The following is a 12,616-nucleotide window of genomic DNA, read 5'->3' as shown; positions in this document are numbered from 1 at the left end:
GCGCGTGAGCAGCCGGTGCGACGACCGTGCCGCCCGGGCCGAGTTCCGGGCCGTCTGCCGCCACTGTCGTCACGGTCGTGGGAGCAGCAGGTGCGGCACCTGCGCGGCAGCGATGGCCGCGGTCGGCGTCCGGCGGGGGCCCCGGCCGCAGGGGTGGTCGGTCCGGCAAGCCGGACCAGACCGGGCAGCGGCCCGCGCCCGGGGTGCGGCCGTGACCGCGGGGTGGAAGCGCAAAAGGGCCGGAGTTCTCACTCCGGCCCTGCTGCGTCTGGTCCTGTGGTCCGCCGTCGGGTCACGCCCAGAGCTGGCCCTGGAGCGTTTCGATGGCCTCCTCCGTCGTGGCCGCCGTGTAGACGCCCGTCGACAGGTACTTCCAGCCGCCGTCGGCGACGACGAAGACGATGTCGGCCGGCTCGCCGGCCTTGACGGCCTTCTTGCCGACGCCGATCGCGGCGTGCAGCGCGGCGCCCGTGGAGACGCCGGCGAAGATGCCCTCCTGCTGGAGCAGTTCGCGGGTGCGGGTGACCGCGTCCGCCGAGCCGACCGAGAAGCGGCTGGTGAGGACCGACGCGTCGTACAGCTCGGGGACGAAGCCCTCGTCGAGGTTGCGCAGGCCGTAGACCAGGTCGTCGTAGCGCGGTTCGGCGGCGACGATCTGGACGTCCGGCTTGTGCTCGCGCAGGAAGCGGCCCACTCCCATGAGCGTGCCGGTCGTGCCGAGGCCCGCCACGAAGTGGGTGACGGAGGGCAGGTCCGCGAGGATCTCGGGGCCCGTCGTCGCGTAGTGGGCGCCCGCGTTGTCCGGGTTGCCGTACTGGTAGAGCATCACCCAGTCCGGGTGCTCGGCCGAGAGTTCCTTGGCGACGCGCACGGCGGTGTTGGAGCCGCCCGCGGCCGGGGAGGAGATGATCTCAGCGCCCCACATGGCCAGCAGGTCGCGCCGTTCCCGCGAGGTGTTCTCCGGCATCACGCAGACGATGCGGTAGCCCTTGAGCTTCGCCGCCATGGCCAGGGAGATGCCGGTGTTGCCGGACGTGGGCTCGAGGATCGTGCAGCCCGGGGTCAGGCGGCCGTCCTTCTCCGCCTGCTCGATCATGTGCAGGGCCGGGCGGTCCTTGACCGACCCGGTCGGGTTGCGGTCCTCCAGCTTCGCCCAGATACGGACGTCGGCGGACGGCGACAGCCGCGGCAGGCGCACCAGGGGGGTGTTGCCGACCGCGGCCAGGGGTGAGTCGTATCGCATCGGTGATCAGACCATGCCGCCGGCCACGGCCGGCAGGATCGTGACGTTGTCGCCGTCCGTCAGCTTGGTGTTGATGCCGTCGAGGAAGCGCACGTCCTCGTCGTTCAGGTAGACGTTGACGAAGCGGCGCAGCTGGTCGCCGTCCACGATGCGGGCCTGGATGCCGGTGTGCCGCGACTCGAGGTCGGCGAACAGCTCGGCGAGGGTGTCACCGCTGCCCTCCACCGCCTTCTGACCGTCGGTGTACTGGCGGAGGATGGTCGGGATGCGGACCTCGATGGCCATGGCTCAGGGCTCCTGTCGGGAGTAGTCAGTCGGGCGCGCGGCAGCGCAGAAACAGCGGGGTGGTGCGTGTGTGCAGCGCCGCGGCTCACGGCCGTACGGCGGCAGGGGTCGGCGTCAACAGATGGCGCTGGCGAGCCTGCACAGGTCGACGTGCAGCCGCGCCACGAGCATCGTGCCCGGCGTCTTGTCGCTCACGTCGTGGAAAACCATGCGCTCATCGTATCGATTCCCGGTCCGGGTTCTGGAATGTGATCCCACATCGCGGACGGTTTCCGGCCGGAGAGTGAGACCGCCCTGTTCAGCCCCGTCCAGACCAGCTCAGTACGCCTCGACGATCTCGACCTCTTCCTCCGTGACCTCGCCCTCGACGATCCGGAACGAGCGGAACTGGAACTCGCCGGCCCCGTCGGTGTCGGCCGTGGAGACGAGGACGTAGTGCGCGCCGGGCTCGTTCGCGTACGAGATGTCGGTGCGGGAGGGGTAGGCCTCGGTCGCCGTGTGGGAGTGGTAGATCACCACCGGCTCCTCGTCACGGTCGTCCATCTCACGGTAGAGCTTGAGCAGGTCGCCGGAGTCGAACTCGTAGAACGTGGGGGACATGGCCGCGTTCAGCATCGGGATGAAGCGCTCGGGGCGGTCCGAGCCCGCGGGGCCCGCGATCACGCCGCACGCCTCGTCGGGGTGGTCCTTGCGCGCGTGGGCGACGATCTGGTCGACGAGGGCCTGGGTGATGGTCAGCATGTTCGTCAGGATAAGCAGAAGGGCCGTTCCGTACCGATGGCTGGTACGGAACGGCCCACATGCCGGACGCCCTGAGCGGCAGCCGCAGGGGGTGCCACGAGTACTCCCTGCGGCTGGACGTCCTGGCTGGTTCGTGGCCGGTCTTTCCGGAACTCAGCCGACCTTCTCGAACTCCGCGTCACGGCGCTCGGCGATCTGCGGGTTGCGGCTCTTGAGGATCGCCCAGCCGACACCGAGGGCGACGGCCCAGCCGGCCGCGACGTACAGGCAGATCCGCGCGTCCTTGTCGTACGCGATCATGCAGGTCACGCCGATGAGGAAGAGGAGCGCGACCCAGCTGAAGAGCGCTCCGCCCGGGGCGGGGAAGGACGAGGCGCGCAGCCGGCCCGCGTCGACCGCGGCGCGGTAGCGGATGTGGCTGACGAGGATCATCATCCAGGTCCAGATGCCGGCCGCGGTGGCGACGGAGGTGACGTAGAGGAACGCCTTCTCCGGGACGACGTAGTTCAGGACGACGCCGATGCCCATGAGCGCCACGGAGACGGTGATGCCGACGGCGGGCGTCTTGCGGGCGTTGAGCTTGCCGAACGCCTGTGGCGCCTCGCTGTTGGCGGCCAGGTCGCGCAGCATCCGGCCGGTGGAGTACATGCCCGAGTTGCAGGACGACAGGGCCGCGGTGAGCACGACGAAGTTGACGATGCCCGCGGCGAGCGGGATGCCGATCTCGCCGAAGGCGTGGACGAAGGGGCTCTCGCCAGCGGAGAACTCGGTCCACTTGACGACGGAGAGGATCACCAGCAGGGCGCCGACGTAGAAGACGATGATGCGCCAGGGCAGGGTGTTGATGGCCTTGGGCAGGGTCTTCTCGGGGTTCTCGGACTCGCCCGCGGTGACGCCGACGAGCTCGACGGCGAGGTAGGCGAACATGACGCCCTGGAGCGTCATCAGGCTGGAGCCGATGCCGTTCGGGAAGAAGCCGTCGTGCGACCAGAGGTTGGAGACGGTGGCGGTGTCACCGGCGTCGGAGAAGCCGAGGGTGAGCACGCCGAGACCGATGACGATCATGCCGATGATGGCCGTGACCTTGATCATCGAGAACCAGAACTCGACCTCGCCGAAGATCTTGACGGAGATCAGGTTGACGCCGAAGAGCACCACCAGGAACACCAGGGCGCTGACCCACTGCGGGATCTCCGGGAACCAGAAGTGGATGTAGATCGCGGCGGCCGTGAGCTCGGCCATGCCGGTGACGACCCACATGAGCCAGTACGTCCAGCCCGTGACGAACCCGAAGAACGGGCCGAGGAACTCGCGGGCGTACTCGGCGAAGGAGCCGGAGACGGGCCGGTAGAGGAGCAGTTCGCCCAGCGCCCGCATGATGAAGAAGATCACGACGCCCGCGAGGGCGTACATGAGGATGATGCTGGGTCCCGCCTTGGCGATGTTCGCTCCGGCACCCATGAACAGGCCGACGCCGATGGCGCCGCCGATCGCGATCATCTGGACCTGGCGACTGCCGAGGCCGCGCTCGTACCCCTCTTCGGGCACGTTTTCCGTGTCGACCTGCGCAGAGGTCATGTGTGGTGCGCCTTTCTCCATGCCGACCCGGACCTTCATCGGCCTCGGATCGGGTCTCGATCCCCCCGGATTGCTGGAGTGGTGCCTGGCCGGCGGTTGCCGGCTCGGTGGCGCACCCGGCCGGACATTCGGGTGGTGTCGGCCGGGCGATCGTGAAGATTTATCACGGTGGCCACACTGATCACACGGGCGCGATGTGGCGCACCGCACAGAGAAACCGGACAGAGCGCACCCGAAAGAGGCCATAGGAGGCGGGTGCGGTGACGGGATCGTTATCCGGATTTGAGTGTCCTCTGAGCGAACACGAATCGGTCATCCCGCGGTCACAGAACCTGCACGGATCAGGGCATAAGGGTTCCGACCAGCGTCTCCTGGAGTCCACCCAGCCACAGGTAGGCCATCACCATCGGCTTGCGCGGGTCGTCGTCCGGGAGCCGGTAGAGGAGGTCGGTGTCCTCCTCCTGGGTGATCTCCAGCCGCGAGCCGATCGCGAGCCGCAGGTCGTTCAGGGCCGACAGCCACCGCTGGGACTCCTCCGCCGACAGCTTCAGCACCGCGCCGCCCTCGCCGGCCGAGGCCGAGGAGAGCGCGTCCAGGGAGCGGATCACCGCGAGGGCGTTGTCCCGCTTGCCGGCCCGCAGGTCGTTCTCCGTGTAGCGGCGGAACTCGGCGGAGTACGCCCGCTGTTCCTCGGCGTCGTGGGGCGAGGCGGGCTGCTCGGGGTCGCTGTAGGCGTCCGGGAAGAGGCGTTTGAGCACCGGATCGGCGGGCGGCTCGCTCGGGCCTTCCGCGAACAGCTCGGCGAGCGGGTCGTCGGAGGCGTCCTCGGCGGGGCCGGGACCGATGAGTTCCAGGAGCTGGACGGCCAGCGACCGGATGATGGAGATCTCGACGTCGTCGAGGGCGACGGCAGCGCCGCCGCCGGGGAGCGGTTCGAAGGTTCCGGGCATGAACGCCTTTTCGCTGCTGGGCGGGGAGCTGGCTACTTGCGGTCCTGCTGGAGGGTGGCCCACAGGCCGTAGCCGTGCATGGCCTGCACGTCGCGTTCCATCTCCTCGCGGCTGCCGCTGGAGACGACCGCCCGGCCCTTGTGGTGGACGTCGAGCATGAGCTTGGTGGCCTTGTCCTTGGAGTAGCCGAAGTACGTCTGGAAGACGTACGTCACATAGCTCATGAGGTTGACCGGGTCGTTGTGGACGATGGTGACCCAGGGGAGGTCCGGCTCCGGTACGGCGAAGACCTCCTCCGCCGACTCGGTCCGTTCGATCTCCAGGGGCGCGGGTGACGTCACACTGCCCATGCTGCCACCCGAGGGGGGTAGTCGCACAAATGGGCCTGGAAGACGGGGACCTTGCTGCAAATCGTCAAACTGACGAAATGGGGGTACGCTCTCACACCATGGACACAGCGGACCTTGGGCTGCCGGTGGATGTTCCCTCGACGGCGCTCTTCACGGACCAGTACGAGCTGACGATGCTGCGGGCCGCCCTGGAGGCGGGCACGGCCGAGCGGCGCAGCGTGTTCGAGGTCTTCACCCGGCGCCTGCCGAACGGGCGCCGCTACGGCGTCGTGGCGGGCACCGGACGGGTGCTGGACGCGGTGGAGAACTTCCGTTTCGACGCGGGCGTCCTGGACTTCCTGCGCGAGCGGGAGATCGTCGGCGGTCAGACCCTCGAATGGCTCGCCGGCTATCGCTTCAGCGGGGACATCTGGGGCTACCCCGAGGGCGAGGTGTACTTCCCCGGCTCGCCGATCATGCGGGTCGAGGGCACCTTCGCCGAGTGCGTGCTGCTGGAGACCGTGATCCTGTCGATCCTCAACCACGACTCGGCGATCGCCGCGGCGGCCTCGCGCATGGCGTCGGCCGCCGGGGACCGGCCGCTGATCGAGATGGGCGCCCGGCGCACGCACGAGCTGGCGGCGGTGGCGGCGTCCCGGGCGGCGTACGTGGGCGGCTTCGCGACGACCTCGGACCTGGCCGCCGGATTCCGCTACGGCATCCCCACCGTCGGCACTTCCGCCCACGCCTTCACCCTGCTCCACGACAGCGAGCGGGACGCCTTCCAGGCCCAGGTGAACACGCTGGGGCGGGGCACCACGCTGCTGGTGGACACGTACGACGTCGCGGAGGCGGTCCGCACCGCCGTGGAGATCGCCGGACCCGGGCTCGGGGCCGTGCGGATCGACTCCGGCGACCTGCTGCTGGTGGCGCACCGGGTGCGGCAGCAGCTGGACGAGCTGGGCGCGACCGACACGAAGATCATCGTGACCTCGGACCTGGACGAGTACGCGATCGCCTCGCTTGCGGCGGCACCCGTGGACGCGTACGGCGTCGGTACGCAGCTGGTGACCGGCTCCGGGCACCCGACGTCCTCGATGGTCTACAAGCTGGTCGCGCGGGCCGAGTCGGCGGAGCCGGACGCGCCGCTGGTGCCGGTGGCGAAGAAGTCCAGCGGGGGCAAGACGTCCGTGGGCGGACGCAAGTGGGCCGCGCGGCGGCTGGACTCCTACGGCGTCGCCGAGGCCGAGGTGGTCGGCACCGGGCCGGTGCCGGCGGAGCTCGCGGACCGGCAGCTGCTCGTGGAGCTGGTCAAGGGCGGCGAGGTCGTCGCCCGGGAGCCGCTGGACGCGGCGCGTGACCGGCACGCGGCGGCGCGCGCGGGGCTCCCGATGTCGGCGACGCAGCTCTCGCGCGGGGAACCGGTCATTCCGACGGAGTACCTGCACGAGGCCTCGGGTAGCTAATTGCGGTGTGCCGCGATGCGCCGAGCCGTGCCCCCTCCCGTCTCCTCCCCCATGTCAATAGGCTCGGAAGTTCACCGGCCGGGCTTGCCGACCTCATAGCCGAAGGACACCGACCATGCGCCGCGCCTTGATCGTCGTAGACGTGCAGAACGACTTCTGCGAGGGGGGCAGCCTCGCGGTGGCCGGCGGTGCCGACGTGGCTGCCGCCGTCACCGAGCTGATCGGCCAGGCGGCCGGGTCCGGCTACCAGCACGTCGTGGCCACCCGCGACCACCACATCGCCCCCGGCGGCCACTTCTCCACCAACCCCGACTTCGTCCGCTCCTGGCCCGCGCACTGCGTCGCCGGCACCGAGGGCGTCGGCTTCCACCCGAACTTCGCCCCCGCCGTCGCCTCCGGCTCCATCGACGCCGTCTTCGACAAGGGGGCGTACGCGGCGGCGTACAGCGGCTTCGAGGGCGCGGACGAGAACGGCACGCCCCTGGCCGACTGGCTCCGCTCGCGGCACGTCACCGAGGTCGACGTGGTCGGTATCGCCACGGACCACTGCGTGCGCGCCACGGCCCTGGACGCCGCGAAGGAGGGCTTCCGCACCCACGTCCTGCTCGACCTCACGGCGGGCGTGGCCCAGGAGACCACCGAGCGGGCCCTGGAGGAGCTGCGCGAGGCGGGCGTGGAGCTGTCGGGCAAGCCGGTCGTCCATTGACCCGGTAACCCGGCAGCCCGGTCGCCCGGTAGCGCCCGAGGGTCAGGTCTGGGCCGTCGGGCGGCGCAGCAGGGCTCTGATCGGACGCCACAGTTCGAAGGCGAGGTCCGGGCTCCCCACGACACCGTTGTCAGGGGCCGTACGCCATATCAGGCCGTCGGGGTGGTGCAGGACGGCCGTGATCTCGTCGGGGGACGGCGGGGCGGCGTTGCCGCGCAGGTAGACCGAGCGCATGCCGAGGTTGCGGAGCCTGGTCAGGGCCCGGGCGCGGTTCGCCGCGTGGACGAGTACGCGGACGGAGCCGGGGCCGTCGGCGGCGGGGCTGGGCAGGTTCAGCGCCACCACCACGGTGCCGTTCGGCAGCTTGCAGAAGCCTCCTGCGGCCATGCGGTCATACCCCCGTGTCGGTCGGTGCGTCGGTCGGTGTCAATAAGAGAACCACAGGACGCACCTAAACACGGATCGGCGGCGACCCGCCAGGGGGTCACCGCCGATCATGCTCTGACCTGGGAAAACGTGCTTTACTTCGCTGCGGGGCCTACTTCGAGCTCGATCGTCGAGCCGTCCTTGGCCTCCTTGATGATCTTGATCTTGGTGTTGGTGTCAGTGATCTTGACGCCACCGGTCTTGTTCGACTCGTCGTAGTAGGTGTTCACCCGGTCGTTGAAGACCGGCACCCCCTTCGACGACGGGATGCGCGTCGCGACGTCCGCGTTGTGCAGCGTGACGCCGTCCGTGCGGTAACGGCTGAACGGCGAGTCGTAGGCCTGGATGCGGTTGCGCATCAGCGTGCCGTCGGCCCACTTCAGCGCCTTCGGGTGCGAGTCGACCGGCAGCAGCAGACCCGTTCCCGGGTGGACGCTGGTGTTGTTGTCCGCCTGGGAGGTGTCCCACTTCCAGATCAACAGGCCGTTCTGGTACGGGTAGTGCTCCACCCAGTCCGGACGGGTCTTGGAGAAGCCGAAGTTGTACGGGCCGACCTCGAGGGTCTTGTCGTACGACACGTACTGGCGGTTCTCCGCGATGTAGTACTGCGCGTAGTCCTTCGTGAAGGACGCCCCCATGCGGGCGAAGCCATTGGCCTTCCAGGCCGCGTCCGCGGACTCGGCGTCGTCGGAGAAGACCGGGGCGCCGTCGGCGGTCACGGTGATGCGGTCGGCCGTGAAGCCCTTCTGGGCCACGCCGCCGTCGGTCTGGTAGCGGAAGCGCAGGTCGATCTTCTTGCCCGCGTAGGCGTCCAGCGGGAACGCCAGCTTCTTGTACGCGCCGGACGTGCCGGTCAGGACCGGCTTGTCGCTGCCGTCACGCGGGAGCGGCTGGCCGTCCACCGTGCCCTCGAGCGGGGTCCAGTTGGCGCCGCCGTCGGTCGACACCTCGGTGTAGAGGTAGTCGTAGTTGGCCTCGATGTCGTACCAGCCGTCGAGCGTCAGGGACGCCGACTTCCTGCCGGTGAGGTCGACCGAACGGGCCATCGTGTTCTTGAGGTTGTCGCCGCTGCCGCTCCACCACTGGTGCGCGCCCTGCGCGGGGGCCACGATCTCGGTGGTGACCTTCTTCTTGGGCAGCTCGACCACGAGGCCCTGCTTGTGCTTCGTGTTGTACTCGGCCACGCCCAGCTTGTGCCACGAGTTCGTCGCGGCCTTCGCGGTGTCGTACTTGAGCCAGCCCAGCTGGAGCTTGTCCCAGGCGGTCATGTCGCCGGGCAGGTCACCGATCTCGTTCTTGCCGGTGCCCAGCCAGGAGCCGGAGGACATCAGGGTCCAGAAGCCGGTGGAGTTGTCGCCGCCGCCGCTGGTGTCGTAGTGGTCCGGCAGGCCGAGGTCGTGGCCGTACTCGTGGGCGTAGACGCCGAGTCCGCCGTTCTCCGGCTGGACGGTGTAGTCGCCGACCCAGATGCCGGTGTCACCGATCTTCGCGCCGCCGAGCTTGTTGTCCTCGGGGCCGGTGGCGCCGGCGTCGGTGCCGAAGGCGTACCAGCGGTGGGCCCAGATCGCGTCCTCGCCCTGCGCGCCGCCGCCCGCGGACTCGTCCTCACCGGCGTGCACGACCTGGAAGTGGTCGATGTAGCCGTCCGACTCGTTGAAGTCGCCGTCGCCGTCGAAGTCGTAGCGGTCCCACTGGTCGTACTGCTTGACGTCCGCCTTGATCTCGGCGTCGGTCTTCCCAGCCGCCTTCTGCTGGGAGACCCACGCGTTCAGACCGTCGCTGACGACGTTCCACACGCTCGGGCAGTTGGTGTCACCGCACGCGTTGTTGCCGTAACGGGCCTCGTTGTAGGGGACCTTGACCCAGTCGGAGACCTCGCCCTCGACCGAGTAGCGGCCGGAGGACTGCTTCTCGTAGTACTTCTTCACCGACTCGGTGTTCTTGCCGGTGCCGAAGTAGAGGTTCTCGAAGTACTTCTGGTCGTAGTCCGCCCGCCAGGCCGTGGAGTTGTCCTTCTTGCGGTCCGGCTTGGCTATCTGGTTGTGCAGCGGGCCGGGCGTGCCGCCGAACTCGCTGGTCTTGTCGCCGAACTCGACCAGGATGGTGAAGATCTTGTCGGTCTTCTCGCGGCCGAGCTCGACGTACTTGCTGTCGCCCTTCTTGCTCTTGAGCTGGACGACCTTCGAGCCGTCACGGTTCTTCACCGTGGACTTGCCGGAGATGACCTGCTCCAGGGCCTCCTGCCGCTGGGCCTCCTGGGTCTTGCTCAGCGGGCCTTCGAGGTCGTGCTCGCCGTGGTGGCGGTCCGCCGGGTCGTGCCGGTCCACGGTGGTGGACCTGGGAGCGGAGGTGTCGTCGGCCTGGGCCACGCCGTATGCGGAGACGGTGGCTGTGGCCGCCGCGAGCGCCACGCCTATGGCGGCGGCTCTGAACGTCCAGGGTCTACTGGTCACTTGAATTCCTCCCCCGCGTTCGAGCGCGCGGAAGGAAGGGGTCGTGGTCGTGGAAGGTCCGCGCGCGCGTGATCAACGCGTGTAGTCAAGTGACGACATTTGACTAGAGGTTTAGAAGAAAAGACAGACCTTGACTTGGACAGGTCAATTGCACTATGCGGAGTCGACGTTCATTTAACGGACAACCGATCCGTTGCCCGGCAGGCGATGCCCACCGCCCGGCAGGCACGTGCCACCGTCCGGTGGGCGCGCGCATATGTCCACTACCTGGACGTCATGACTCCGTGCGCCCCCTGTGCTCCGGCCCTGTTGATTAGGTCACGCTTACCGCTCGTTCCAGTCGGGCACCCTGCCGGTTAGAGTCGCTTGGCGGAACGCCCGGAAGCCGGCGGAATGCCAGGCCGACACCCCCGTGGACCCCCACTTTCGAGGACATGATGGCCATGCCCCGTCCGACTGCCGCACAGCTCGCCTACGGTTCCTGCACCGTGATCCTCTCCACCCTTGCCATGCTGCTGCTGTCACAGACGAGTTCGGGCGTGGGGATCGCGATCATCGCCGTCGCGGCGCTCGCCCTCGGGCTGCTGGTCGCCATGACGGTGCCGCTGCCCGGGAAGCGCCCGTCCGCGGTGGAACAGCCCGCGCCCGAGGAACCCGTACGGGCCTCGGTCGCCGCACCGGCTCCGGAGCCGGTGCGGGAGCGGGCGGTTTCCTGACCGCCCCCTGATCCTTCCTTTTCCTTACCTCCGGTTGATGCGTCCGTGCCTCAATTGGTGCTGACCACGACCGTTTTGGCCGCCTTGTCGTGCAGGCCCTGCTTGTAGGGCCGGTCGAAGAAGCTCCAGCCGCCCGAGATCGCGGTCCAGACGCAGGCGCAGCAGAAGGCGAACGGGATCCACAGCACCGCCGCGCGCATCAGCGCGTTCTGCGCGGAGGGCGTGGCGCCGTCGTCGAGGTTGGCCACGCGCATGTGCAGCAGCTTCTTGCCGAGGGTCTGGCCGGTCCGCGCGGTCAGGAGGGTGTCGTAGGCGATGTAGAGGACGGCGGCGACCCCCGACTGCCAGAAGGACTTGCCGACCTCGATGCGGTCGCTGTCCACGTCGTACTCGTTGACGCCGAAGCCCCAGGTGAGCAGCCAGACGACGACACCCACCAGGATCATGTCGATGATGCGGGCGAGCGTGCGCTTGCCGCTGTCGGCGAGCGGGGGCATGCCGGCGAGGGGGTCGGTGGGGTAGGAGCCGCCGCCGTAGGGGGAACCGCCGTAGGGACCGCCGCCGGGCGGGCCTTCGTAAGGGCCCTGGCCGCCGCTGGGAGGTCCCTCGTATGGGCCCTGGCCGCCGCCGGGGCCGCCGGCCGGGTAGCGCGGGTCGTAGGGCGAGCCCGCGCCCTCGCCGGGCTGCTCGCCCGGGGGCCGCTTCCTGAACGGATCGTCTTCCGGGGGCTGCTGACCGGAGCCGGGGGGCGGTTCACTGCTCATGGCCCGAGTCGACCCCGAACCCCCCGGCTCCGCATCCGGCAGGCGGCCGTCCGAGGTACGGATTCACCTGATGCCGCGGCAGTACGCGGCCGTCGCGTGCCGGACGTAGCCGTGCTGCTCAGCCGGCCACGAACGTGTGCGCGGCCTTGTCGTGCCAGCACTGGCGCCACGGCTTGTCGAACAGGCACCAGGCGATGCCGATGATCCCGACGACGAGGAGTCCGGGCACGCTGTAGACCAGCCAGCGGCGCAGGGCCGCGCCGAACTCCGGGGTGTCGTGGCCCTCGATGTCCCGCACGTCGAGACCCATCAGCTTCTTGCCGAGGGTGCGGCCCCACTTGGCGGTGGGCAGCACCTCGGAGACGACGCCGACGAGCAGCAGGACGGCCAGGACGATGCCGAGGTACGCCGACGTGGTGCCGTCGAGCAGCCAGACCGTGACGGTCTCGCCGGAGAGCTTGGCCTCCTCGATCTTGTCGTTGACGTGGTCGACCGCCTTGATGCCGAGCGGTACGGCGGCCCCGGCGGTGAGAGCGGCGAGGACGAGGGTGTCCAGCAGCCGGGCGGCCAGCCGCTTGCCGAGCCCCGCGGGGCGGGCCGACGCCTGGCGCCGCGCGGCCGCCTGGAAGATGTCCTCGGTCGGCGGCTTCCAGGGCGCGACGGGCTGCTCGTCGCCGCCCGCTCCGGCGAGCCGGTGCACCTGCTGCGCCCAGGAGGACTGGCCGCCGCCGGGGCCGGCGCTGAGGGGCGTGGCGGAGGCGGCGGGGCCTGGCTGGGGCCCGCCGGACTGCGGAGGGACGGTGGGCACCGCCTGCGGCCCGGACAGCGCCGTCGGAGCGGCCGCGGAGGCCGGTTCTGCCTGCGCCGCGGCCCGGGCCGACGTAGTCCGGGTCGTTCAGCATCTGGAAGCCGATGATGGAGTCGGCCTCGTGCATGAAGGACGAGCGCAGGGTGGTGTA

At 69.5% G+C, this 12,616-nt stretch carries 13 protein-coding genes and 1 pseudogene; 3 read left to right on the top strand and 11 right to left on the bottom strand.

All coding sequences use genetic code 11. From position 1 onward, the window contains the following. Positions 1–292 precede the first annotated feature (292 nt). The 7 genes from ABZ192_RS36095 to clpS all read right to left on the bottom strand — a co-directional run bounded on the left by ABZ192_RS36095 (position 293) and on the right by clpS (position 5,147). Positions 293–1,243: a cysteine synthase gene (locus ABZ192_RS36095; RefSeq protein ID WP_356928696.1), complete on the bottom strand. Its 951-nt coding sequence runs from the start codon at positions 1,241–1,243 to the stop codon at positions 293–295. A gap of 6 nt (positions 1,244–1,249) precedes the next feature. Further along, the gene (locus ABZ192_RS36090; RefSeq protein ID WP_193505787.1) at positions 1,250–1,528 is read right to left on the bottom strand and encodes a MoaD/ThiS family protein; all 279 of its coding nucleotides are present in this window, start codon (positions 1,526–1,528) and stop codon (positions 1,250–1,252) included. A 114-nt stretch (positions 1,529–1,642) separates the two neighbouring features. Continuing rightward, positions 1,643–1,738, bottom strand: a complete 96-nt coding sequence (locus ABZ192_RS36085; RefSeq protein ID WP_356928695.1) for a putative leader peptide — start codon at positions 1,736–1,738, stop codon at positions 1,643–1,645. A 108-nt stretch (positions 1,739–1,846) separates the two neighbouring features. Then, a complete protein-coding gene (locus ABZ192_RS36080; RefSeq protein WP_010039980.1) occupies positions 1,847–2,269 on the bottom strand; it encodes a M67 family metallopeptidase in 423 nt (140 codons plus the stop codon). A gap of 153 nt (positions 2,270–2,422) precedes the next feature. Next, on the bottom strand, positions 2,423–3,847 hold the full coding sequence (locus ABZ192_RS36075) for an amino acid permease (protein WP_356928694.1): 1,425 nt from the start codon (positions 3,845–3,847) through the stop codon (positions 2,423–2,425). A 341-nt stretch (positions 3,848–4,188) separates the two neighbouring features. Continuing rightward, on the bottom strand, positions 4,189–4,797 hold the full coding sequence (locus ABZ192_RS36070) for a DUF2017 domain-containing protein (RefSeq protein ID WP_356928693.1): 609 nt from the start codon (positions 4,795–4,797) through the stop codon (positions 4,189–4,191). Positions 4,798–4,829: 32 nt separating this feature from the next. After that, positions 4,830–5,147: an ATP-dependent Clp protease adapter ClpS gene (gene clpS, locus ABZ192_RS36065; protein WP_020270284.1), complete on the bottom strand. Its 318-nt coding sequence runs from the start codon at positions 5,145–5,147 to the stop codon at positions 4,830–4,832. Between the two features lie 98 nt (positions 5,148–5,245). Between clpS and ABZ192_RS36060 the strand changes: the two genes are divergently transcribed. Together ABZ192_RS36060 and ABZ192_RS36055 are read left to right on the top strand one after the other, a co-directional pair. After that, positions 5,246–6,592: a nicotinate phosphoribosyltransferase gene (locus tag ABZ192_RS36060; protein ID WP_356928692.1), complete on the top strand. Its 1,347-nt coding sequence runs from the start codon at positions 5,246–5,248 to the stop codon at positions 6,590–6,592. 115 nt (positions 6,593–6,707) lie between these two features. Continuing rightward, the gene (locus ABZ192_RS36055) at positions 6,708–7,298 is read left to right on the top strand and encodes an isochorismatase family protein (protein ID WP_356928691.1); all 591 of its coding nucleotides are present in this window, start codon (positions 6,708–6,710) and stop codon (positions 7,296–7,298) included. A 42-nt stretch (positions 7,299–7,340) separates the two neighbouring features. On the opposite strand, the gene ABZ192_RS36050 is transcribed toward ABZ192_RS36055, so the two are convergent. Both ABZ192_RS36050 and ABZ192_RS36045 read right to left on the bottom strand, forming a co-directional pair. Further along, complete coding sequence (locus ABZ192_RS36050; RefSeq protein ID WP_356928690.1) at positions 7,341–7,685, bottom strand: hypothetical protein; 345 nt, start codon at positions 7,683–7,685, stop codon at positions 7,341–7,343. Positions 7,686–7,819: 134 nt separating this feature from the next. Further along, positions 7,820–10,177 (bottom strand): immune inhibitor A domain-containing protein, encoded by a 2,358-nt coding sequence (locus tag ABZ192_RS36045; RefSeq protein ID WP_356928689.1) that lies wholly within the window; start codon positions 10,175–10,177, stop codon positions 7,820–7,822. 437 nt (positions 10,178–10,614) lie between these two features. Here ABZ192_RS36045 and ABZ192_RS36040 point away from each other — a divergent pair, with 437 nt between their 5' ends. Further along, the gene (locus tag ABZ192_RS36040; protein WP_356928754.1) at positions 10,615–10,893 is read left to right on the top strand and encodes a hypothetical protein; all 279 of its coding nucleotides are present in this window, start codon (positions 10,615–10,617) and stop codon (positions 10,891–10,893) included. Positions 10,894–10,943: 50 nt separating this feature from the next. Here ABZ192_RS36040 and ABZ192_RS36035 read toward each other — a convergent pair whose 3' ends face one another. Beyond that, the gene (locus tag ABZ192_RS36035) at positions 10,944–11,657 is read right to left on the bottom strand and encodes an RDD family protein (RefSeq protein ID WP_356928688.1); all 714 of its coding nucleotides are present in this window, start codon (positions 11,655–11,657) and stop codon (positions 10,944–10,946) included. A gap of 118 nt (positions 11,658–11,775) precedes the next feature. Next, a pseudogene (locus ABZ192_RS36030) lies at positions 11,776–12,525 on the bottom strand (RDD family protein); the annotation flags it as partial. Between the last annotated feature and the right edge of the window lie 91 nt (positions 12,526–12,616).

Source organism: Streptomyces sp. NPDC006235, assembly GCF_040613735.1.
Classification (GTDB): domain Bacteria; phylum Actinomycetota; class Actinomycetes; order Streptomycetales; family Streptomycetaceae; genus Streptomyces.
The sequence above is the reverse complement of the archived record's forward strand: the minus strand, read 5'-3'. Positions and strand labels throughout refer to the sequence as shown.